Annotated in this window: 17 protein-coding genes and 1 tRNA gene; 11 read left to right on the top strand and 7 right to left on the bottom strand. The window is 66.1% G+C overall.

The genetic code is table 11. From position 1 onward, the window contains the following. Positions 1 to 33 precede the first annotated feature (33 nt). Together ACJ8FR_RS02875 and glpK are read left to right on the top strand one after the other, a co-directional pair. The gene (locus tag ACJ8FR_RS02875) at positions 34 to 597 is read left to right on the top strand and encodes a GIN domain-containing protein (RefSeq protein WP_407827101.1); all 564 of its coding nucleotides are present in this window, start codon (positions 34 to 36) and stop codon (positions 595 to 597) included. A 63-nt stretch (positions 598 to 660) separates the two neighbouring features. After that, on the top strand, positions 661 to 2,154 hold the full coding sequence (glpK, locus tag ACJ8FR_RS02880; protein WP_407827102.1) for a glycerol kinase GlpK: 1,494 nt from the start codon (positions 661 to 663) through the stop codon (positions 2,152 to 2,154). A gap of 2 nt (positions 2,155 to 2,156) precedes the next feature. On the opposite strand, the gene ACJ8FR_RS02885 is transcribed toward glpK, so the two are convergent. Continuing rightward, positions 2,157 to 2,230: transfer RNA gene (locus ACJ8FR_RS02885), tRNA-Gln, on the bottom strand. A gap of 153 nt (positions 2,231 to 2,383) precedes the next feature. Here ACJ8FR_RS02885 and ACJ8FR_RS02890 point away from each other — a divergent pair. From ACJ8FR_RS02890 to ACJ8FR_RS02900, 3 genes are read left to right on the top strand one after another with little or no spacing between them, the layout of a single operon-like run. After that, the gene (locus tag ACJ8FR_RS02890; RefSeq protein ID WP_407827103.1) at positions 2,384 to 3,442 is read left to right on the top strand and encodes a Ppx/GppA phosphatase family protein; all 1,059 of its coding nucleotides are present in this window, start codon (positions 2,384 to 2,386) and stop codon (positions 3,440 to 3,442) included. Further along, on the top strand, positions 3,430 to 4,092 hold the full coding sequence (locus ACJ8FR_RS02895; RefSeq protein ID WP_407827120.1) for an RlmE family RNA methyltransferase: 663 nt from the start codon (positions 3,430 to 3,432) through the stop codon (positions 4,090 to 4,092). The genes ACJ8FR_RS02890 and ACJ8FR_RS02895 overlap by 13 nt, the downstream gene beginning before the upstream one ends. 29 nt (positions 4,093 to 4,121) lie before the next feature. Continuing rightward, positions 4,122 to 5,381: an NRAMP family divalent metal transporter gene (locus ACJ8FR_RS02900; protein ID WP_407827104.1), complete on the top strand. Its 1,260-nt coding sequence runs from the start codon at positions 4,122 to 4,124 to the stop codon at positions 5,379 to 5,381. Positions 5,382 to 5,385: 4 nt separating this feature from the next. On the opposite strand, the gene ACJ8FR_RS02905 is transcribed toward ACJ8FR_RS02900, so the two are convergent. From ACJ8FR_RS02905 to ACJ8FR_RS02915, 3 genes are read right to left on the bottom strand one after another with little or no spacing between them, the layout of a single operon-like run. Beyond that, a complete protein-coding gene (locus ACJ8FR_RS02905) occupies positions 5,386 to 6,117 on the bottom strand; it encodes a DsbA family protein (protein ID WP_407827105.1) in 732 nt (243 codons plus the stop codon). Then, positions 6,114 to 7,514, bottom strand: coding sequence for a M48 family metalloprotease (locus ACJ8FR_RS02910; RefSeq protein WP_407827106.1), 1,401 nt, complete (start codon positions 7,512 to 7,514; stop codon positions 6,114 to 6,116). Before ACJ8FR_RS02910 ends, ACJ8FR_RS02905 begins: the two co-directional genes overlap by 4 nt. Before the next feature lie 59 nt (positions 7,515 to 7,573). Next, positions 7,574 to 10,042, bottom strand: a complete 2,469-nt coding sequence (locus tag ACJ8FR_RS02915) for a ribonuclease E/G (RefSeq protein WP_407827107.1) — start codon at positions 10,040 to 10,042, stop codon at positions 7,574 to 7,576. A 429-nt stretch (positions 10,043 to 10,471) separates the two neighbouring features. Between ACJ8FR_RS02915 and ACJ8FR_RS02920 the strand changes: the two genes are divergently transcribed. Genes ACJ8FR_RS02920 through ACJ8FR_RS02935 form a run of 4 tightly spaced genes read left to right on the top strand, consistent with a single transcriptional unit; the run spans position 10,472 to position 15,844 of the window. Next, on the top strand, positions 10,472 to 11,323 hold the full coding sequence (locus ACJ8FR_RS02920) for an N-acetylmuramoyl-L-alanine amidase (RefSeq protein WP_407827108.1): 852 nt from the start codon (positions 10,472 to 10,474) through the stop codon (positions 11,321 to 11,323). Between the two features lie 44 nt (positions 11,324 to 11,367). Then, the gene (locus tag ACJ8FR_RS02925; RefSeq protein WP_407827109.1) at positions 11,368 to 14,001 is read left to right on the top strand and encodes a penicillin-binding protein 1A; all 2,634 of its coding nucleotides are present in this window, start codon (positions 11,368 to 11,370) and stop codon (positions 13,999 to 14,001) included. 39 nt (positions 14,002 to 14,040) lie between these two features. Continuing rightward, the gene (prfB, locus tag ACJ8FR_RS02930) at positions 14,041 to 15,168 is read left to right on the top strand and encodes a peptide chain release factor 2 (RefSeq protein ID WP_407827110.1); all 1,128 of its coding nucleotides are present in this window, start codon (positions 14,041 to 14,043) and stop codon (positions 15,166 to 15,168) included. Further along, the gene (locus ACJ8FR_RS02935; RefSeq protein ID WP_407827111.1) at positions 15,158 to 15,844 is read left to right on the top strand and encodes a class I SAM-dependent methyltransferase; all 687 of its coding nucleotides are present in this window, start codon (positions 15,158 to 15,160) and stop codon (positions 15,842 to 15,844) included. Before prfB ends, ACJ8FR_RS02935 begins: the two co-directional genes overlap by 11 nt. A 3-nt stretch (positions 15,845 to 15,847) precedes the next feature. On the opposite strand, the gene ACJ8FR_RS02940 is transcribed toward ACJ8FR_RS02935, so the two are convergent. Then, positions 15,848 to 16,252, bottom strand: a complete 405-nt coding sequence (locus ACJ8FR_RS02940) for a JAB domain-containing protein (RefSeq protein WP_407827112.1) — start codon at positions 16,250 to 16,252, stop codon at positions 15,848 to 15,850. 120 nt (positions 16,253 to 16,372) lie between these two features. On the opposite strand from ACJ8FR_RS02940, the gene ACJ8FR_RS02945 reads away from it, so the two are divergent. Beyond that, positions 16,373 to 17,167, top strand: coding sequence for a thymidylate synthase (locus ACJ8FR_RS02945; protein ID WP_407827113.1), 795 nt, complete (start codon positions 16,373 to 16,375; stop codon positions 17,165 to 17,167). A 77-nt stretch (positions 17,168 to 17,244) separates the two neighbouring features. Beyond that, positions 17,245 to 17,388 (top strand): entericidin EcnA/B family protein, encoded by a 144-nt coding sequence (locus ACJ8FR_RS02950; protein WP_407827114.1) that lies wholly within the window; start codon positions 17,245 to 17,247, stop codon positions 17,386 to 17,388. Positions 17,389 to 17,646: 258 nt separating this feature from the next. Here the strand turns inward: ACJ8FR_RS02950 and ACJ8FR_RS02955 are convergent, their stop codons facing one another. Both ACJ8FR_RS02955 and rpoC read right to left on the bottom strand, forming a co-directional pair. Beyond that, complete coding sequence (locus ACJ8FR_RS02955) at positions 17,647 to 18,306, bottom strand: HD domain-containing protein (protein ID WP_407827115.1); 660 nt, start codon at positions 18,304 to 18,306, stop codon at positions 17,647 to 17,649. Between the two features lie 203 nt (positions 18,307 to 18,509). Continuing rightward, positions 18,510 to 21,677 (bottom strand): DNA-directed RNA polymerase subunit beta' (gene rpoC / locus ACJ8FR_RS02960; RefSeq protein WP_407827116.1); only part of this gene is annotated, 3,168 nt, incomplete at its 5' end.

A 21,677-nucleotide genomic window follows, 5' to 3' on the forward strand; every position in this document is an offset into this window, starting at 1 on the left:
CATATGTAGCGGACTCAACAAAGGATGTTTGTCATGCGCGCCATCTTGTCCCTATTCGCTGCCGCTTTCGCCGTTACCGCCCCGGCGCTGGCCGCGGAAGTGGTGCCCGTGCCGCAATTCCGCTCGATCGAGTTGCGCGGCGGCGGCGTCGTCACGGTAGTGCCCGGCCCGGCCGAGAGGGTCACGATCGCCGAGGGCAGCAGCCGATTTACGCATATGCGCGTGGACGGCAACGGCAAGCTTCGCATCGACACCTGCGATGAACGCTGCCCGCCGATGTACCGGCTGCGCCTAGTCATCCAATCGCCGCGAGTCCCTGATCTCGCCATCAGCGGGGGTGGGCTCATCACCACCGCGGCGGGCTTTGCGCCGCAAGCACATCTTGCGGCCGCGGTAAACGGCGGCGGTCGCGTCGACGCCCGCTCGGTCGAAGCCGCCAGCGTGTCGGCGGCGGTGAATGGCGGCGGCGAGGTGCTCGTCCGGCCGCGTGCAACCCTGGCTGCGGCGGTGAACGGCGGCGGGCACATCCGCTACTGGGGCAATCCCCAGGTCAGTATGGCCATCCACGGCGGCGGCGCGGTGAGCCGGGGCTCCTAAGCCGCCGAGTTCCTGACCGCGGCCGCTCTTCCGTGGGCAAGTGCCTGACCCTATGGTCCGGCCGTGGGGCGCGCCGATCATGTCCTGGCGATCGATCAGGGGACGACCTCGACGCGCGCCATCCTGTTCGATGTCGATGCGCGTGCTGTCGCGGTCGCGCAGCGGCCGCTCAGGCAGCATTATCCCGCGCGCGGGTGGGTCGAGCACGATCCTGAGGAAATCTGGCAGGCGGTGCTTGCCGTCACCCGCGAGGTGCTTGGTTCGACCGATGCGCGCCGGGTGGCGGCGATCGGCATCACCAACCAGCGCGAAACAATCATTGTCTGGGACCGCGCAACTGGCGAGCCGATCCACCGGGCGATCGTCTGGCAAGACCGCCGCACCGCCGATGACTGCGCGCGGCTGAAGGGCGAGGGGGCGGAAGGCCAGGTTCGCGCGAGCACCGGACTGCTGCTCGACCCCTATTTCTCGGCGACCAAGATCGCCTGGATCCTCGACCATGTGTCTGGCGCGCGCGATCGCGCCGAGCGCGGCGAGCTCGCCTGCGGGACGATCGACTGTTTCCTGCTGTGGCGGCTGACCGGCGGCGCAATCCACGCGACCGATGCGACCAACGCCAGCCGCACTTCGCTGTTCGACGTCCGCCGCCAGTGCTGGGACGGCGAGCTGTGCCGGCTGTTCCGCGTGCCGGAGCTGCTGCTTCCCGACGTCCATGACAACAGCCGATTGTTCGGCACCACAGCTTCGGGGTTGCTGGACGCCGAGCTGCCGATCGCGGGCATGGCCGGCGACCAGCAGGCCGCTTTGTTCGGCCAGGCCTGCTTCGAGCCGGGCATGATCAAGTCGACCTACGGCACCGGCTGCTTCATGCTGGTCAATACCGGCACCGAGCCGGTCATGTCGCAACATCGGCTCCTGACCACGCCCGCCTATCGCCTGGACGGCAATACGACCTACGCGCTCGAAGGGTCGATCTTCGTTGCCGGCGCTGCGATCCAATGGCTGCGCGACGGGCTCGGCGTGATCGCCGACGCCGCGGAGACCGACAGCATGGCGACGCGCGTTCCCGACAGCCACGGCGTCTATATGGTCCCGGCGTTCGTCGGCCTAGGCGCGCCGCACTGGGACCCGGACGCGCGCGCCACCATCTTCGGCCTCACGCTCGACGCCACCGGCGCTCACCTCGCCCGCGCGGCGCTGGAGGCCGTCGCCTACCAGACGCTCGACCTTGTCGAAGCCGTGGCAAGGGACTGCGAACTGCCCACGGGTGCGCTGCGGATCGACGGCGGAATGGCTGCCAACGCCTGGCTCGGCCAGTTCCTCGCCGACATTCTCGAAGTGCCCGTGGAACGCCCGCAGAACCTGGAGACGACCGCGCTTGGCGCCGCCTTTCTCGCCGGATTGGCAACGGGTGTGTGGGGCGATCTTCCCGCGCTGGAGCGGACGTGGAAGCGGGGCGACCGTTTCGAACCGACGATGCCGGCGGAGCGCCGCGCGCGCCTCATCGGCGGCTGGTGCAATGCGGTCGAGCGGACCCTTTCCGCACCCTCAGATTGAACTGGATGCCCCGCGAGGATTCGAACCTCGATTGACGGAGTCAGAGTCCGTAGTCTTACCATTAGACGACGGGGCAGCTGGATGCGGCGGGATAGAAAGCGGCCTGTGGCGTGTCAACGCTGCCTCGCCTTGAGACCCGGTCCCTTGCCCAACCGCATCAATTTGTGATTAAACGCCAGCCAAGTCAGCCGCTCATCATGGGCGGTGCAGGACAGGAACGGGCGTTTGCATGGCTCAGGGAGCCGCCAGTGCGCCCGCTCTGCAGCACGGGTATCGCGAGCAGAGCGGGCCGTCGGATCAGGGGTCTTCGCCGCGGCGGGAACACCACCGCCACACCTATGGCGCGATCGATCTCGGCACCAACAATTGCCGCCTGCTGATCGCTCGCCCGAACGAGGGCGGCTTCACCGTGATCGACGCTTTCTCGCGCATCGTCCGCCTCGGCGAGGGCCTCTCGCGGACCGGTGAGCTCTCGCAGGATGCGATGGACCGCGCCGTCGCCGCTTTGGGCATTTGTGCGGACAAATTGCGCCGGCGGAACGTCTCCCTATCGCGCTCGGTCGCGACCGAGGCCTGCCGCCGGGCCAAGAACGGGGTCGAGTTCGCCGACCGGGTCCGCGGCGAGACGGGCATCGCGCTCGACATCATCGAGCCGCACGAGGAGGCACGCCTTGCCGTCCTCGGCTGCCACAAGCTGCTCGAACCCGGCGACGGGCCGGCGCTGATCTTCGACATTGGCGGAGGCTCGACCGAGCTCGTGCTCGTCGACCAGGAAGAGGGCACGCCGCGGATCCGCGCGTGGTGGAGCGCGCCGTGGGGCGTCGTCTCGCTCACCGAAAGCGAGGGCAAGGAGGCGCTTGAAGGGCCCGACCGGGTGAAAGCCTATGAGCGCATGCGCGAGCGGGCCCGGCGCGCCTTCGCCAATTTCACGACCATGCTGCCCGAGAAGCGGGAGGGCATCCGGCTGCTCGGCACCAGCGGCACCGTGACGACCCTCGCCAGCGTCCACCTCGCGCTACCATCCTACGACCGCCGCGCGGTCGACGGGCTGCACGTGCCGATTGGCGCGATGCAGCACATCAGCGCGATGATCGCCGGCATGGACTATGACGAACGCTCTGCGCTTCCCTGCATCGGCAATGAGCGCGCCGACCTCGTGGTCGCCGGCTGCGCGATCCTCGAAGCGATCATGGAGATCTGGCCGGCAAAGAACCTCGGCGTCGCCGACCGCGGCATCCGCGAAGGCATATTGCGTTCGCTGATGGCGCGCGACGGCTGGCAGTTGTGAAGCGGCTGAAGACTGCAAAGGGCCGCAAAGTTTCCTCCACCCGGTGGCTCGAACGGCAGCTCAACGATCCCTACGTCAAGCGCGCCAGGGCTGAGAATTACCGCAGCCGCGCCGCGTACAAATTGCTCGAGCTCGACGAACGGTTCGGCCTGCTGAAGGGCGCCACGGCGGTGGTCGATCTCGGCATCGCGCCGGGCGGCTGGAGCCAGGTCGTGCGGCGGAAGGTCCCGCAGGCGAGAATCGTGGGCATCGACTTCCTGCCAACCGACCCCATCGACGGGGTCGCCATCCTCCACATGGACTTCATGGACGAAACCGCTCCCCAGCGGCTCCAGGAAGCGCTCGGCGGCCCCGCCGACCTCGTCCTTTCGGACATGGCCGCGAACACCGTCGGTCACCCGCAGACCGACCATTTGCGCACCATGGGCCTGGTCGAAGCCGGGCTCGAGTTCGCGCGCGAGGTGCTGCGGCCGGGCGGCGCGTTCGTCGCCAAGGTACTCGCCGGCGGCGCCGACAACGCGCTGGTGGCCGAACTCAAGCGCGCCTTCACGACCGTCAAGCACGCCAAGCCTCCCGCCAGCCGCAAGGATTCGAGCGAATGGTATGTCGTCGCGCAGGGCTTCAAGGGACAGCAGGAACCGTCTAGCTAAACGGCCGTAACCAGCTGCAGGAAGCTTGAGTGACTGAACCGCGTCCCAAGTCGTTTCTCGCTAAGCTCGGCCCCGGCCTCATCACGGGCGCCGCCGACGACGACCCGAGCGGCATCGGCACCTACAGCCAGGTCGGCGCGCAGTTCGGTTACGGCCTGTCGTGGAGCCTGCTCTACAGCCTCCCGTTCATGACCGTCATCCAGGACGTGTCGGCGCAGATCGGCTCCGTGACCGGGCGCGGGATCGCCGCCAACCTCCGGCGGCATTATCCGAAGCCGATCCTGTGGGCGGCAGTCCTGCTGCTTCTCGCGGCCAACGTCATCAACCTCGGCGCCGACCTCAGCGCGATGGGCGCCGCGATGCAGATGCTGCTCGGCGGTAAGATCGTTGCTTACACGCTCGGCTTCGGCCTCGTTTGCCTCCTGCTCGAGACCTTCCTCAGCTATCACCGCTATGCGGCCGTGCTCAAGTTCACGACGCTCAGCCTGTTTGCCTATGTGGCGGTGGTGTTCGCGGTGCATGTTCCGTGGGGGCAAGCGATCAAGGCGGTGCTCATCCCGCACATCGAATACAGCACGGCCTTTGCAACCGGCTTCGTCGCCATCCTCGGCACGACCATCAGCCCATATTTGTTCTTCTGGCAGGCCGCGCAGGAGATCGAGGAAGGAAGGCGGAGCCATACCAAGCCGCTCTATGCGGCGCCGGCAAAGGCGGGGCCGGAAATGGCGCGAATCCGCCGCGACACCTTGGTCGGGATGACGTTCAGCAACATCGTCGCGATCTTCATCGTGTTCGCGGCCGCCGCGACGCTCCATGTGAACGGGATCACGACGATCGAAACTGCGTCTCAGGCGGCCGAGGCGCTGCGTCCGATTGCCGGCCGTTTCGCATCCCTGCTGTTTGCGTTCGGGATCATTGGCACCGGCCTTCTCGCCGTTCCCGTTCTCGCCGGTTCGGCCGCTTACGCGGTCTCCGAGATGCTCGGTAGGCCAGCGAGCCTCGATTCAACGCCGAACCGGGCGAGGCTGTTCTACGGCACCATCGCAATGACGACGCTTGCCGGCGCGTTGATGCAATATGCCGGCATCAATCCCGTCCGCGCGCTTTATTGGAGCGCGGTCATCAACGGCATTCTCGCGGCGCCGCTGATGGCGCTGATGATGCTGATCGTGACCAATCCTCGGGCGATGGGTCATTTGACGCTGGGCCGTCGAGGGATCGTGCTGGGCTGGGCGGCGACGGCGGTGATGGTCGTCGCCACGATCCTGTTCTTCGTATCGCTCTTCTGAGCGGTCAGCTCCTGTCGCGCGCCTTGGCGATCGCGGCCTTGAGCATGTCGTAGCCGACAGCGCCGTTCATCACCCGGTCGCCGATCACGAACACGGGCGTGCCGGTTGCGCCGAGCTGACCCGCGAGCTTCATGTTGCCGTTGAGCTCGGCCTCGATCGCGGGGTCGGGAGCGGGCTGCGGCGCAATGCCCGCGGCCGTAGCCGCCTGCGCGTTGGTTTCGGTCGACGGCCGTCCGGCGGCCCACAGCGTATCGTGGAACCGCGCGAACCGGCCGGCCTTCGAGGCCTCGAGCGACAGCCGCGCCGCAGTCAGGCTGTCGGGGCCAAGGATCGGCAGCTCGCGGTAAACCACGCGCAGGCCCTTGTCCTCCTGCAGCAGCCGATCGACCGCGGGGTTGCTCGCCTTGCAATAAGGACAGGCGTAGTCGAAGAATTCGACCAGCGTGACCTCCGGCTTGGCCGCGCCCTTCCACGAGCTTCCGAACGGAGTCTCGATTGCCGCGCGGTTGGCGGCGAGCACGGGCGCATATTGCGCGTCGCGGAGCGCATCGACCGTATCGGAGAGAATGCGCGGATCGGCGAGCAGGCCTGCGCGCACGATCTTGCTTCCGAGCAGGCTCGGCGCCGCAACGAACAGCAGGGCCGCGGTCAGCACCGATCCGATGATCCCGCCGGCCACGGCAGTGCCGAACAGCCCGTGCCTGGCCGCGGCTGGCGCCGCTTCGGTCCCGTTCACCTGGTCAGCTCTTTCGGGTCCCGGTATTTCTTGTCTTTCTTCGCGAGCTCGGCGCGCGAGACCATGGCGATATCCTGGGCGCGAAGATAGTCGGGACTGCCCGGAGGAATGCCCTTCATCGCCATCTGCGCGCTCGCCAGTGCCATCTTCGGCTGGTTCTCGAGGTTGCTGCGCTCGGCGGTCGCCAGCGCGGCGCGCGACGGATCGCCTTCACGGTCGTAGATGATGCCGAGCTGATACCAGGCGAACGGGTCCTGATTGTCCTTGTTTACGGCGACCTTGAGGATCTGCTTGGCCTCGGTGAAATTCTTCGGGTCCTCGGTCGCGACCAGCGCGTGGCCGAGCATGGCGGCGATCATCGGCGCCTCGCCCGACCGCCGGACTGCTTCGCGCAGCGGGGCGATCGCGTCCGCCGGCTTGCCGTCCTCGAGCAGGATCTGACCCTTGAGCTCGAGGAAAAAGGGGTCGTCCGGGTCGGTCGCGAGCAGCGCGTTCGCCTCGGCTTCGGCTTTGTCGGGATAGCCGCCGAGATGGTAGGCATAAGCGCGCGCATAATGCGCCGGGATGCTTTGGTTGCTCTCGGGATATTTGATGACCGCGAGCTTGGGATCGACATAGCCCATCAGCTTGGCCTTGACCCGCTGGAAGCGCGCCTCGAGAGCGGGATCGGTCGGCTTGCCGTACGCGGGGTCGGTCCTCAGCGTCTGGCCGAGCGCCTGGATGCGTTCCGACGACAACGGGTGGTCGCGGTCGAAGCTGTCCTTCGAATAGATGGCCAGCCGATATTCCTGGTTCTGCAGCTTGCCGAAGAAGTCGAGGATGCCCTTGCCGCTGATCCCGGACTTCGACAGGAACCGCACCGCCGAGGCGTCCGCGGTCGCCTCCTGGGCCCGGGTGAAGGCCATGAATTCGCCTTCCGCCGCACGTTGGCCAGCCATCATGATGCCCATGCCCGCATCGCCCGCGCCGGCGGCAATGGCCGCGGCCCCGAGCACGAGCGAGAGGATGCTGATGCCGGTCGCCTGCTTCACGCCTTGCCCGGCGCGGATCGAATCGCCGGCGACGACGTGGCCGAGCTCGTGGGCGACGACGCCTTGGAGCTGGTTCAAATTGTCGGTCGCCTGGAGCAGGCCCGACTGGACGTAAACCGTCTGGCCGGTCGCGACGAAGGCATTGATCTCGGGATCGTTGAGCAGGACCACGTTGACGCTGTTGGGGTCGAGCCCGGCGGCGACGATCAGCGGCCGTGACATGTCCTTGAACAGCCGCTCGGTCTCCGTGTCGCGGAGCACCGACGGGCCGGAATCGTCCTGCGCGAACGCAGGACGAACCGCGGCCATGCTCAGCATCATGGCGATCATCACCATGCGCGCGAGGCGGGCGAGCGGGGAGTTCATCGCCGCCCGCTTAGCATTTCTCGCGCTGAACGGGCGATGAAAAGCTGGCCTCGAGCGGCTTAGCCGAAGGTCCGCTGCCACCAGCCGGACCGGCGCGGCTCGTTGGCGCCGTCCTCGGCCGTATCGTTGTTGGCCGCCGGCAATTGCGTCGGCTCGGGCGCGGGCGCGGCTTCCGTCAGAGCTGCGTCGGCCTTTTTCGAGCGCCGCGCACGCGCCGGCTTGGCCGCGGGCGGCGCCTCGTCAACCGTTTCCGCGGGTGGCGCCTCAGCTGGCGCGGGCTCGGGCACCGCGATCGCCGCTTCGGCCGGTGCCTTGCGCGAACGTCGGCCTTTAGGCTTTGGCTCCTCGGCTGGCGCGGTTTCGGCGATCGGCGGCTCCTCGTCGATCGGGCGCTCGACCATCGGCGAGCTGTCGGGCTCGATCTGGCCTTCGGCGACTTCGGCGGGAGCACCGCCGCGACCGCGACGCCGACGGCGACGTTTGCCACCTTCGCGCGGCTCTTCGTCCCGCATCTCGACCGGCGCCGTGTCGGTCTCGACAGACTCCTCGGGAGCCTCTCGCGCCACGGCTTCGCCGGCTTCCAGCGGCTCTCCGCCTTCGCGCCGATTGCGGCCGCGACCGCCACGACGACGACGACGACGACGACGGCTCGGGTCGCTTTCGGACTCCGCATCGCGCGGTTCACGTGCCTCGCGTGGCTGGCGCGTCTCGACTTCGTCTTCCTCGTCCTCGGCGTCGAGGGCTTCCTCCTCGAACTCCTCTTCCTCGACGATGACCGGCGTCTCGGCGCGAGGCGCGGCGACGGGCCGCGTCCCGGAGCTTTCGACGCTCATGCGAGCCCCCTCCAGGCTTTCGTCGACGAGGATCTCGATCATGACGCCGTAGCGTTGCTCGATGTCGGCGAGCTCGGCGCGCTTCTTGTTGAGAACATAGACCGCCGCTTCCTTGCCCGCGCGCAACGTAATGCGTTCGCCTCGTCCACGCGCGGCCTCGTCCTCGAGGATGCGAAGCGCCGACAGGCCAGCCGAGGCGGCAGTGCGCATCAGCCCGGTGCCTTCGCAATGCGGGCACGGCTTGGTCGAGGCTTCGAGCACGCCGGTGCGTAGCCGCTGGCGGCTCATCTCCATCAAGCCGAAGCTCGAGATGCGGCCGACCTGGATGCGGGCGCGGTCGTTCTTCAGCGCCTCCTTCATCGACTTCTCGACTTTCCGGACGTGGCTCGACTGCTCCATGTCGATGAAATCGATGACGATCAGGCCGGCCATGTCGCGCAGCCTCAACTGGCGGGCGATCTCCTGCGCCGCCTCGAGGTTGGTGTTGGTGGCGGTCTGCTCAATATTGTGCTCGCGGGTCGAGCGGCCGGAGTTGATGTCGATCGACACCAAGGCCTCGGTCGGATTGATCACCAGATAGCCGCCCGACTTCAGCTGGACGACCGGCTGATACATGGCGCTCAACTGGTCCTCGACGCCCTGTCGCTGGAACAAGGGCGTGGTCTCGCTGTGCAGCTTCACTCGGCGCACGTGGCTCGGCATCAGCAGCTTCATGAAGCCGCGTGCCGCCTTAAAGCCTTCCTCGCCCTCGACGATCACTTCCTCGATCTCGCGATGATAGAGGTCGCGGATGGCACGCTTGATGAGGTCGCTGTCGCGATAGATCAGCGCCGGCGCGCTGCTCGACAGAGTCCGCTCGCGGATCTCGTCCCACAGCCGCGCGAGATAGTCGAAGTCGCGTTTGATCTCGACCTTTGTGCGCGACAGGCCGGCGGTCCGGACGATCAGCCCCATGGTCGTGGGCAGGTTGAGGTCCGACATGATCGACTTCAGCCGCTTGCGGTCGGCGCCGTTGGAGATCTTGCGCGAAATCCCGCCGCCGTGGCTGGTGTTGGGCATCAGCACGCAATAGCGGCCGGCGAGCGACAAATAGGTGGTCAGCGCCGCACCCTTGTTGCCGCGCTCTTCCTTGACGACTTGGACCAGCAACACCTGGCGGCGCTGGATCACGTCCTGGATCTTGTAGCGGCGGCGCAGGTTCTGGCGCTTCCTGCGCAGCTCGTCGGCGGCCGATTCGTCGACCGGTGAACGGTCGGAGCCGGTGCCGGTTTCCTCCATGTGGGCGTCGGCTTCGTCGCCTTCCGGCTCAGCGTAGGGTTCCTCGTCGCGCTCGTCGGCAGCCTCAACGTGATCGCCATTGTCGCCATTGCCATATTCGGCGGCGCGCAGCCGCTCTTCCTCGGCGGCGTGCTCGGCTTCCTCGCGCAGCAACGCCTCGCGGTCGGCCTTGGGGATCTGGTAGTAATCGGGGTGGATTTCGCTGAAGGCCAGGAAGCCGTGGCGATTGCCGCCATAGTCGATGAACGCGGCCTGGAGCGACGGTTCTACCCTGGTGACCTTGGCGAGATAGATATTGCCTTTGAGCTGCTTGTGCTCAGCGGATTCGAAGTCAAATTCCTCGATCCGGGTTCCCTTGACGACCGCGACCCGGGTCTCTTCCGGGTGGCGCGCATCGATCAGCATGCGCATGGACATTGAAAATTCTCCGGGCGCGCGTGGGCAGCGAAATGGCGCTGCGGCGCGCAATAATGATGGTCTCGCTTCCGGCGAGAACAGGATGAATGGAAAGCGCCTCTGCTCGATCGGCCATCCCGCGAACCTTCGCGGAGAACGCACCCGCCGCTTCTTGTCGGAGCGGACGATGGGCGTTCTGTGGGGTCATTCGAGCGTCAACCTCGTGGAGCCGCGGTCCATCGCACTGGCCGCGGCGCTTTCTCCGGCGGCTTGCCGGAGATCAATTTTCGGTTAGCACCCTCGAAAGGGCGCCGCAACCGGCGCAACTGCCGTATCATGTTCGGGGCTCCGGCCAAGCGGTGGCCGTAGTGCCGCCGCCCCCGATAGCAATTTCGCAATTCCCGGCTTTGCCTGATACAAGCGTTTCGGTTCAATGACTTGGCGGGCGGGATGAACGAAACGGCGAAGCGGGGCGCGATTGCCGGTGTTGTGGTGGCTGTCGCCGCCGCAGCCACGGACCTGCTCGCGACCGGCGGGCGCGGCGGCGATGCTGCGACCAAGGCAAGTCTGACGGTCAACCTCCCGCCTGCCGCCAACGACCGCATCTATGCCTCACTGGCCGCGCGCGGCCGGCCGATCGTCGTGATCGACGCCGGTCACGGCGGCCGGGACCCCGGCGCAACCAGCGTTTCGGGCGAGGTGCGCGAGAAGCAGCTGACCCTCGTCCTGGCGCAGGCGTTGCGCGACGAGCTGGTCAAACGCGGAAGGGTGCGCGTCGCCATGACCCGCGACGACGACCGCTATTTGACGCTCGACGAGCGAGCAGCCGTCGCCCGGCACCTCAATGCCGCGATGTTCGTGTCGATCCATATCGACAGTGCCGCCAATCCGCTCGCTCGCGGGGCGAGCGTCTATTCGCTGTCCGACGTCGCATCGGACGCGGAGGCCGCAGGACTCGCGGCGCGGGAGAATGCCGGTGCGGACCAGGGCGCACGCGGCGGGGCGGTCGACATGATGCTCGCCGACCTCGCCATGCAGTCGCAGATGAGCGCGTCGGCCGACCTTGCCTCGCGGCTGGTGAACAAGGCTGCCGGCCGAGTCGAGCTCAGGCCGAACCCGCACCGATTCGCCGCTTTCCACGTCCTTCGCCGCGCCGATACGCCCGCCGTGCTGTTCGAGGCCGGCTATCTCAGCAACGCCGACGACGAGGTTCTCCTGCGCAACCCGGAGGAACGTGCGAAGATGGTTCTCACCTTGGCGCAGGCGATCGAGGCCGACGTTGCGGCCCACGCGCGCCGCTAAGTAACTTCCCGCTCGCGTTTGAACCCGCTAGACGCCTCGATCGAATGAAGTTCGAGCGCCTGAACGTCCCCGACTGGCCGCTGCCGGACCTGGTCGCCTTCAACGAGAAGGTGCACGGGGTCGTCGATCCCTGGTGGGAGCGCGTATGGGTGCGCCGAGTGACCTGGGCGGCGCTTGGCCTGTTCACCCTGGTCGCGGCCGTGTGGATCTATTTCGCGAGCGGGCTGCCTTCGTCGCAGACCCTGCTCGCCTATCAGCCGCCGCTGCCGACGAACGTCCGCGGCTACGACGGCGCACCGGTCCAGACCTTCGCCCGGGAGCGGCGCGTCGAGCTCTCGTTCGACGAATATCCGCCGCTCGTCATCCACGCCTTCATCTCGGCCGAGGACAAGAGTTTCTTCACCCATAGCGGCATCGACTTCCCCGGCGCGATCAAGGCGGTTTTCAATTACACCACGCACGTCGGCAGGCCAGGCCGCGTGCCGGGCGGTTCGACGATCACCCAGCAGGTCGCCAAATATCTGCTCAAGGATTCGAGCTACAATGTCGGGCGCAAGATCCGCGAGGCGATCCTCGCGTTCCGGCTCGAATCGACGCTGTCGAAACAGCAGATCCTCGAAATCTACCTCAACTCGATCTTCCTCGGCCGCAACGCATATGGCGTGCAGGCGGCGTCGCGCGCCTATTTCGACAAGGACGTCAACGAGCTGACATTGCCCGAGGCGGCTTATCTGGCGGTGCTCCCCCGGGCGCCGGCCAATTACGATCCCGAGCGCGCGACCCAGAAGGCGCTCGACCGCCGCAGCTACGTGCTGCGCGAAATGTACAAGAACGGCTACATCACCGAGGACCAGGATCGAGCCGCCGCAGCGACGCCCCTCGGTACCATCCGCTACGGCAGCAACGAGAAGTTTCGCCAGCAGGGCGGCTACTTCATGGAGGAAGTCCGCCGCGAGCTGATGAAGAAGTTCGGCGAAGATGTGAAGGATGGCCCCAGCAGCCTGTACGGCGGCGGCCTGTGGGTGCGGAGCTCGATGGATCCGGCGGTGCAGGACGCCGCCGCCCAGGCGCTGCGTGATGGATTGACCCGATTCGACGGCGGCCGCGGCTGGTCCGACCTCGGCATGAAGATCGACCTCGCGAAGGATTGGGCCGCGCGGCTCGATGCGGCGCCGGTCGGCACCGGTTATCCGGACTGGCGCAAGGCGGTTGTCTTGAACAAAAGCGACGCGCAGGCGACCATCGGGTTCTCCAACGGCTCGACCGGCTCGCTTGCCGCGGGCGATGCGGCGATGGCCAAGCGCGGCGTCGGGGGAAGGGCATTCGACTTCCTCCAGCCGGGCATGGTGATCATCGTCAAGCAGATCGGCGGCAGCAATTATGCGCTCCGCTCGATCCCCGAAGTCTCGGGCGGCATGGTGGTCGAAGAAGTGCACACCGGCCGGGTAATGGCGATGCAGGGCGGCTTCGACGTCGTCGGGTCGAGCTACAACCGGGCGATCCAGGCGTGGCGGCAACCAGGCTCGGCATTCAAGCCGATCGTCTATGTGACCGCCCTCCAGAACGGTTTCACGCCCGCGACGATCGAGCTCGATGCTCCGTTTTGCGTCTGGCAGGGCGCAGGGCTCGGCCAGAAGTGCTTCGTCAATTTCGACCGCCGGTCGGCCGGGCCGCACACACTGCGCTGGGGCGTCGAACAATCGCGTAATTTGATGACGGTCCGTGCCGCCTCGACCGTCGGCATGCCCAAGATCACCGATACCGCACGCCGCCTCGGCGTCGGCGATTACGGCAATTATCTGTCGTTCGCGCTGGGCGCCGGCGACACCACCGTGTGGCGGCTGACCAACGCTTATGCGATCCTCGCCAACCAGGGCCGTTCGGTAAAGCCGACGACGATCGATTTTGTCCAGGATCGCAACGGCAAGGTCCTCTTTCGCACCGACAACCGCTGCGCGGTCATGGGCAATTGCGATGCGGCCGACTGGGACGGCAAGCCGATGCCGCGGCCGCCGAACCGTACCCGGCAGCTGGTCGATGCCATGGCCGCGTTCCAGATGGTCCATGTCATGGAAGGCGTCATCCAGCGTGGCACCGCGACGGTTCTGCGCGACCTCAACCGCCCGCTGTTCGGCAAGACCGGCACCACCAACGGTCCGACCAACGTCTGGTTTGTCGGCGGCACGCCGGACATCGTCGCGGGCATCTATCTCGGCTACGACCAGCCGCGATCGCTCGGGGGCTACGCGCAAGGCGGGCGGATCTCCGCGCCGATCTGGAAGCAATGGGCACTGAGCGCGCTCAAGAACCAGCCCAAGGTGCCATTTGTCGCACCGCCGGGAATCCGGTGGGTGCGGATCGACCGCGCCAGCGGCAAGCCGGTGTTCGGCGCATTCCCGACCAGCGAGGAAGTGCAGTCGTCGGTCATCTGGGAAGCGTTCCAGCCCCAGACCGAAGAGCAGCGGACCGCTCGCAGCTCGATCGGCGATCCCTATAACGCCGCCACCCAGCAGCAGGCGCTTGCCGCGTGGCAGCAACAGCAGCTGCAGCAACAGCTTCAGCTTCAGCAGCAGCAGCAGCGCCCGAGCGGGAACACGCCTGCCGGCCCACCGCCGGTCGTCACTGGGCCGCCGGTCGCGCAGCCCGCCGCTGGCTTGCCAACCCAAAACGCGCTCTAATAGGCCGCGCACGAACCGCCGTTTGAAGAAAGCCTGACCATGCGCGCAGAAGCGCAGGCCCATATCGACCAGATCAGCGCCGCGACCGCGCTGCTGCGCCGTTTCCTCGACTGGGACCGCGCGCTGAAGCGCCTCGACGAGCTCAACGCGAAGGTCGAGGACTCGGCTCTGTGGGACGATCCCAAGGCGGCGCAGAACGTCATGCGGGAACGTCGCCGGCTCGAGGAAGCGATCAGCGCGACTCAATTGCTTGAACGCGAGCTCTCCGACACGTCGGAATTGATCGAGCTCGCAGAAAGCGAAGGCGATTCGGCGCTGGTCGACGATGCGGTCCGCAGCCTTGCCGAGCTGGCCGAGCGCGCCGACCGCGACAAGGTCGCAGCCCTGCTTGCCGGAGAAGCCGACGCCAACAATGCCTATGTCGAGATCAACGCCGGCGCGGGCGGCACCGAGAGCCAGGACTGGGCCGAAATGCTCATGCGCATGTATACCCGCTGGGGCGAACGCAAGGGGATGAAGGTCGAGCTGATCGATCACCATGCCGGCGAGCAGGCGGGGATCAAATCGGCGACGATCCTGGTCAAAGGCGAGAACGCTTACGGCAATCTCAAGACCGAGAGCGGCGTCCACCGGCTGGTTCGGATCAGCCCTTATGATGCCAACGCGCGCCGCCACACCAGCTTCTCGAGCGTGTGGGTCTATCCCGAGGTCGACGATGACATCGACATCCAGATCAACGAAGCGGAGCTCCGAATCGATACCTATCGCTCGTCCGGGGCCGGAGGGCAGCACGTCAACACGACGGACAGCGCGGTCAGGATCACCCACGTGCCGACCGGCATCGTGGTCGCCTGCCAGAACGAGCGCTCGCAGCACAAGAACCGCGCGTCGGCGATGAAACAGCTAAAGGCCCGGCTGTACGAAGCGGAGTTGCACAAGCGCGAAGCCGAAGCCGATGCCGCCAATGCCGCCAAGACCGACATCGGCTGGGGCCACCAGATCCGCTCCTATGTCCTCCAGCCGTACCAGCTGGTGAAGGATCTGCGCACAGGAGTGACGTCGACCTCTCCAAGTGATGTGCTCGACGGCGACCTCGACCGCTTCATGGCCGCGGCGCTGTCACAGCGGGTGACTGGCGAAACCGTCGAGGTCGAGGATGTCGACTAGAGCGGCGGCCGCCGCGTTTGTCTTCCTCGCCGGGTGTCGGGCGCAACCGAGCGAACCGCATTTTCCGGCCGCGCATCGCGACGTCGCACCAATCGTCGGGGACACCTTCTCGACCGAAGATGCCCGCGACCGTGCCGGTGAAGCCGAGCAAGTGATGGAGCTCGCGCGGGTGAGTCCAGGCATGTCGGTCGCCGACGTCGGCGCCGGCGAGGGCTATTACACCGTGCGCCTGGCCCCGGTCGTCGGTCCCAAGGGACGCGTCCTCGCGGAAGACATCTTTCCGGAAGTTCGTGACCAGCTGAGCGAGCGCGTCCAGCGCGAGCGGCTCGACAATGTCGCCGTGAAGCTCGGTACGGCCGAAAACCCGATGCTGCCGGCAGGCTCGTTCGACCGGGTGTTCCTGGTGCACATGTACCATGAGGTGCAATCGCCCTACGCCTTCCTGTGGCATGCGCGCGAAGGCGTGAAACCGGATGGGCTGGTGATCGTCGTCGAGTCCAATCGTCCGGTGAGGCAGCACGGCATGCCGCCGAGCGAACTCAAATGTGAATTCGCGGCGCTTGGCATGCTGCCGGTCAAGGCGGCTATGCTGACAAGCCGGGAGGATTATCTGATCGCGTTCCGGGTCGCCGGGCCGCGGCCTGCGCCGGATAAGATCATGGCCTGTGGCGCCTAGGTGCTAGAGGTACCCCAGCCGCCTGAGGCTTGTGCACTCCGCGCCGCCGAAGACCAGGTGGTCGAGCACGGTGCAGTCGAGGGCTTCCGCCGCAGTTGCCAGGCGGCGCGTCGCGCGGCAGTCGCTCTCGCTTGGGCGCGGGTCGCCGCTCGGATGATTGTGAGCGAGCACCATCCCGGTGCTGCCATGGACGGCGGCATCGGCGATGATCTGCCGGATCGGGAAATCGGTGCCGGTTTCATCGCCGTCGTGGCGGGAGACGTGCAGACAGCGCGCCTCATCATCGACATGGGCAACCCACAGGCTTTCACGCGAAGGATCCGAGTCCGCGATGCAGCCGGCAAAAAAGGCCCGCGCTGCGGCAAGACCGTCGAGTTTCAGCGGATGTTCGGCACGCTGATGGCGCATGCCGTCTAACTATGTGACGCAAGCGTCGTGGCCCACTGGAACCGGCTCCAAAACGGTGATCCATTGTGGATCAATCATGCGAGTGTTGGATGGCGCGCGCGCGCGGGCTAGGGTCCGCCCATGCGCCAATATCTCGAGCTGATGCAACTGATACTCGACCGCGGAGTCGAGCAGCAGGACCGGACCGGCACCGGCACCTTGTCGTGGTTCGGCGCGCAGATGCGCTTCGATCTCGCCGACGGTTTCCCGCTGCTCACCACCAAGAAGCTCCACCTCCGATCGATCATCGTCGAATTGCTGTGGTTCCTGCGCGGCGACACCAACATTGGCTGGCTCAAGGAGCGAAAGGTCGGTATCTGGGACGACTGGGCCGACGAGAATGGCGACCTCGGCCCGGTCTACGGAAAGCAGTGGCGCGACTGGGAAACGGCCGATGGCCGCCACATCGACCAGATCGCCAATCTCGTCGAGCTCATCCGCAAGGACCCCTTCTCGCGGCGCCAGATCGTCACGGCCTGGAACCCGGGCGAGATCGCCAGCATGGCGCTGGCGCCGTGCCACTGCCTGTTCCAGACGCAGGTCGCGGGCGGCCGGCTCAACCTCCAACTCTACCAGCGCAGCGCGGACATCTTCCTCGGCGTCCCGTTCAACATCGCCTCCTACGCGCTGCTCACCCACATGCTGGCGCGCGAATGCGGGTTGGAGCCGGGCGTATTCGTGTGGACCGGCGGCGACTGCCACCTCTATTCTAACCATCTCGATCAGGCTCGGCTGCAATTGTCGCGAGAGCCGCGTTCGCTGCCTCAACTGGCGGTCAAGGACCGCGGGCAGGGCCTATTCGGTTATGAAGCCGAGGATTTCGTGTTCGAAAACTACGACCCGCACCCGCACATCGCCGCCCCGGTCGCAGTTTGAGCCTGCGTTAAATCCGACCCGATGGAGCCGTTTCGCCGGCACCGCGTTACCTTGTGCCATCAGATGAGGAGAGAATGATGCTTCAGAAGGTCACGACTGTGGTGCTGATCGGCACCGCGCTGGTGCTCGCCGCGTGCAACACCGTTCGCGGCGCCGCCAAGGACGTCAACTCGGTCGCGAACTGCACCGAGAACACGATGAACGGCCAAGGCTGCCACTAAGTCAGTGGACATTCAGCTGCTTCAGTGATTCATTGTCGTTCGGACCCTAAATGGAGAGCGACAATGGTTCAGAAAGTGGCGGTATTGGTGTTGGTGGGCGCATGTCTTGCCGTCGCAGCGTGCAATACGGTGCGCGGTGCCGCGGCAGATGTGAATTCGGCGGCCAGCTGTACTGAAACTGCCATGCATGGCGGTAAATGCTGACCCTCGTTTGCGAGCGTTGAAGATCAGACCCCGCCGGAATCTCCGGCGGGGTTTTCATTCGGCGAAGGGCGCCGAGGCGATTTCCTCCTCGACCGAGCCGCGATCAATATTGGGCACTTGTGTGCGGCAAAGCTGGTCCAACCAGCCGATCTGCGACGTCGGCTTGCGCTTGCAGTGATCGATCGCGAGCGCGGTGAAGCGCTTCTTGAATTGCAGCCGAGGGAATGCCGTCAAAAGCTGTGCGACGGATCCCGCCGAATAGACCTGTGGGTTCGCCCCATCGACGTCGGCTCCTGCGCCGTTGCCGAGGAGCCGGGCTTCGGGCGACTGATGCCGCTGATAGGGCGGCGGCATATCGTGGAATACGATGGCGTTCCATACGGTTCGGGCCTGCTCCGGGCTTCCGCCGTTGGCGAGGACAAATTTCTCGGCCTGATCCGCGCCGTCGATCTCGAACGAACCGCTGGGCGAAGCCATGCTTGGCACCAGGCCGGCATCGTGGAACAGCGCGGCGACATAGGCCGTCTCAGGGTCGAAGCTAACGCCTTTCTGCTGCAGGCGTAGCGCGCCGAACACATAAGTTCGGACGGAATGGTTGAACAGAAAATCCGGCTCGTGCGCACGGACGAACTCTTCGGCTCTAACCGACATCGCCGTGCGCGGAATTACTATCCCCGCGACCTGCGCCGGCGTGTCGGCCCTTGCGCTGGCCACAGTCCCCGCCGTTATCGTCACGGCAACAGATGCCGTCAGTGACGCCAGCCTGCGCATCTGCGCGTCTCCACCCTTGCTCGAAGGCGAGGATACCGGCCGAGCGGTCGCGCGGAAGCGCTGATCTGCGAACGGCGCCGGAACAACGGCAAAGGGGATAGCCTGACTTGCAGACTATCCCCCTCGTAGGATCATGCGGCTTGCGACTAGCCTTGCAGGTAATCGCCTGCGTCCGCGTCGAGGCCATGCCCGCTGGGAACGACCTCGCCGAGCGGATCGTCGCCGGTGCCGGCATCGTCCCGCGCGCTACGCGCAAGCTCCGCGGCTCGAAGCTCGTCGGCCGAATCCGGCGCGATCAACGCTTCCGCCATCCGCCGCTGGGCCGCGCGCAACGCGGTGTCGCGTGACGTGGCGGCGACGCGCAGGCGGTTCATGCCCGCGCCCGTGCCCGCCGGGATCAAGCGGCCGACGATGACATTCTCCTTGAGGCCCTGGAGCGTATCGACCTTGCCCTGCACCGCGGCTTCGGTCAGCACTCGGGTCGTCTCCTGGAACGACGCCGCCGAGATGAAGCTGCGGGTCTGGAGCGACGCCTTGGTGATGCCGAGCAACACCGGCTTGCCTTCCGCAAGCTTCTGCTTCTTCTCGAGCCTGGCGTTGGTCTCGTCCATCTCGTCGCGGTCGACCTGCTCGCCTGCGAGCAACGTAGTGTCGCCGCCGTCGGTGATCTCGACCTTCTGCAGCATCTGGCGAACGATCACCTCAATGTGCTTGTCGTTGATCTTGACGCCCTGGAGCCGGTAGACCTCCTGGATTTCGCTGACGAGATATTCGGCGAGCGCAACCACGCCGAGCACTTCGAGGATATCGTGCGGATCGGGCGAACCGCCGACCAGGTTGTCGCCGCGCTTGACGAAGTCGCCTTCCTGGACCTCGATCATCTTCGACTTGGGCACGAGATACTCGACCGGTTCCGACCCGTCGTCGGGCACGATCGCGATCTTCCGCTTGGCCTTGTAGTCGCGCATGAAGGTAACCTTGCCCGACACCTTGGCGATGATCGCATTCTCCTTCGGCTTGCGCGCCTCGAACAGCTCGGCGACGCGCGGCAGACCGCCGGTGATGTCACGCGTACGTGCGGCTTCCCGCGGCATGCGCGCCAGCACCTCGCCGGCTTCGACCTGCTGGCCATCCTCGACCGCGACGATCGCGCCTGCCGCCAGTCGATAGACGCCCGCTTCCTTGGCGCCCTTGCCGGTCAGGGTCAGCCGCGGATGCAGTGACTCCTTCTTCGACTTGGCGTTGTCGTCGGTGACCACGCGTTGCGTGATTCCCGTCGATTCGTCGACGATCTCGGTCATCGTCCGGTTCTCGATCAGGTCCTGGTACTTCACAGTACCGCCCTTCTCGGTGATGACCGGGCTGAACGACGGGTCCCATTCGGCGATACGGTCGCCGCGGCTAACGATGTGCCCGCTCTCGCACAGCAGGTGCGCGCCGTAGGGCACGCGGTGCGTTGAAAGCTCGCGTCCGTCCATGTCGAGGATCGCGATCTCGCCCGAGCGCGACAGCGACAGATGCCGGCCCCGCGGGTCGACGATCGCCGGCATGTCGCGGAACTCGATCGTGCCATCGACCGGCGATTCGAGGTTCGACTGCTCGTTGAGCTGCGCCGCGCCGCCGATGTGGAAGGTCCGCATCGTCAGCTGGGTCCCGGGCTCACCGATCGACTGGGCCGCGATCACGCCGACCGCTTCGCCGATATTGACCGGGGTTCCGCGCGCGAGGTCGCGTCCGTAGCACTTGCCGCACACGCCCTGCTTGGACGCGCACACCAAAGGCGAGCGGATCTTCACGCCCTGCAGGCCGATCTCCTCGATCCGGGCGACCATCGCCTCGTCGAGCAGCGTGCCCTCCTCGATGATCGTCTCGCCAGTCTTGGCGTCGACGATGTCCTCGGCCGTGGTGCGGCCGAGCACCCGGTCGGCGAGCGAAGCGATGACCGCGCCGCCCTGGACGATCGCGCGCATTTCGAGCGCCTGATCGGTGCCGCAATCCTCCTCGATGATCACCGCGTCCTGCGACACGTCGACGAGGCGGCGGGTCAGGTAACCCGAGTTCGCCGTCTTCAACGCCGTATCCGCTAGGCCCTTGCGGGCGCCGTGGGTCGAGTTGAAATACTCAAGGACGGTCAGACCCTCCTTGAAGTTGGAGATGATCGGAGTCTCGATGATCTCGCCCGACGGCTTGGCCATGAGGCCGCGCATGCCCGCGAGCTGCTTGATCTGGGCCTGCGAACCGCGGGCCCCGGAATGCGCCATCATGTAGATCGAGTTGAGGTCCGCCTGACGCCCGTTGGCAAGCTTCGGCGTCGCCGAAATCTCCTTCATCATCGCGCTCGCGACCTGGTCGCCGCAGCGGGACCAGGCATCGATCACCTTGTTATACTTTTCCTGCTGGGTGATGAGGCCGTCCTGATACTGCTGCTCGTAATCCTTCACGAGCGTGCGAGTGTCGTCGACCAGTTTTTCCTTGGCGGCCGGGATGACCATGTCGTCCTTGCCGAACGAGATGCCCGCCGCGAACGCATGCCGGAAGCCAAGCGTCATGATCGCGTCGGCGAACAGCACGGTCTCCTTCTGGCCGGTGTGGCGATAGACGATGTCGATGACGTCGCCGATCTCCTTCTTGGTCAGCACCCGGTTGACGGTCTCGAACGGCACCTTGTGGCTCTTCGGGAGAGTCTCGCCGAGCAGCATGCGGCCTGGCGTCGTCTCGAAGCGCTTCATGTAGGTGTTGCCCGCCTCGTCGGTCTGCGGCACGCGGCTGATGATCCTCGAGTGAAGCGTCACGGCGCCGGCCGCGAGCGCCTGGTGGACCTCCGGCATGTCGCTCAGCATCATGCCCTGGCCGGGCTCATCATCCTTTTCGAGGCTGAGGTAGTAGAGCCCCAGCACCATGTCCTGCGACGGCACGATGATCGGCTTGCCATTGGCCGGCGACAGGATGTTATTGGTGCTCATCATGAGGACGCGCGCTTCGAGCTGAGCCTCGAGGCTCAGGGGGACGTGCACGGCCATCTGGTCGCCGTCGAAGTCGGCGTTGAACGCCGCGCAGACCAGCGGGTGAAGTTGGATCGCCTTGCCCTCGATCAGCACCGGCTCGAACGCCTGGATGCCCAAGCGGTGGAGCGTCGGAGCGCGGTTGAGCAGCACCGGATGCTCGCGGATCACCTCGTCGAGGATGTCCCAGACTTCCTTGCGCTCCTTCTCGACCCACTTCTTCGCCTGCTTCAGCGTCATGCTGAGGCCCTTGGCGTCGAGCCGCGAGTAGATGAACGGCTTGAACAGCTCCAAGGCCATCTTCTTGGGCAG

It is taken from the genome of Sphingomonas sp., from assembly GCF_045810705.1.
GTDB lineage: Bacteria > Pseudomonadota > Alphaproteobacteria > Sphingomonadales > Sphingomonadaceae > Sphingomicrobium.

Excerpts from the sequence above, each read along its gene's own strand:
- ACJ8FR_RS02875 (WP_407827101.1), top strand. The coding sequence starts at position 34 with ATGCGCGCCATCTTGTCCCTATTCGCTGCCGCTTTCGCCGTTACCGCC.
- ACJ8FR_RS02890 (WP_407827103.1), top strand. The coding sequence starts at position 2,384 with ATGGCTCAGGGAGCCGCCAGTGCGCCCGCTCTGCAGCACGGGTATCGC.
- ACJ8FR_RS02910 (WP_407827106.1), bottom strand. The coding sequence starts at position 7,514 with ATGAACTCCCCGCTCGCCCGCCTCGCGCGCATGGTGATGATCGCCATG.
- ACJ8FR_RS02915 (WP_407827107.1), bottom strand. The coding sequence starts at position 10,042 with ATGTCCATGCGCATGCTGATCGATGCGCGCCACCCGGAAGAGACCCGG.
- ACJ8FR_RS02920 (WP_407827108.1), top strand. The coding sequence starts at position 10,472 with ATGAACGAAACGGCGAAGCGGGGCGCGATTGCCGGTGTTGTGGTGGCT.
- ACJ8FR_RS02925 (WP_407827109.1), top strand. The coding sequence starts at position 11,368 with ATGAAGTTCGAGCGCCTGAACGTCCCCGACTGGCCGCTGCCGGACCTG.
- prfB (WP_407827110.1), top strand. The coding sequence starts at position 14,041 with ATGCGCGCAGAAGCGCAGGCCCATATCGACCAGATCAGCGCCGCGACC.
- ACJ8FR_RS02935 (WP_407827111.1), top strand. The coding sequence starts at position 15,158 with ATGTCGACTAGAGCGGCGGCCGCCGCGTTTGTCTTCCTCGCCGGGTGT.
- ACJ8FR_RS02940 (WP_407827112.1), bottom strand. The coding sequence starts at position 16,252 with ATGCGCCATCAGCGTGCCGAACATCCGCTGAAACTCGACGGTCTTGCC.
- ACJ8FR_RS02945 (WP_407827113.1), top strand. The coding sequence starts at position 16,373 with ATGCGCCAATATCTCGAGCTGATGCAACTGATACTCGACCGCGGAGTC.
- ACJ8FR_RS02950 (WP_407827114.1), top strand. The coding sequence starts at position 17,245 with ATGCTTCAGAAGGTCACGACTGTGGTGCTGATCGGCACCGCGCTGGTG.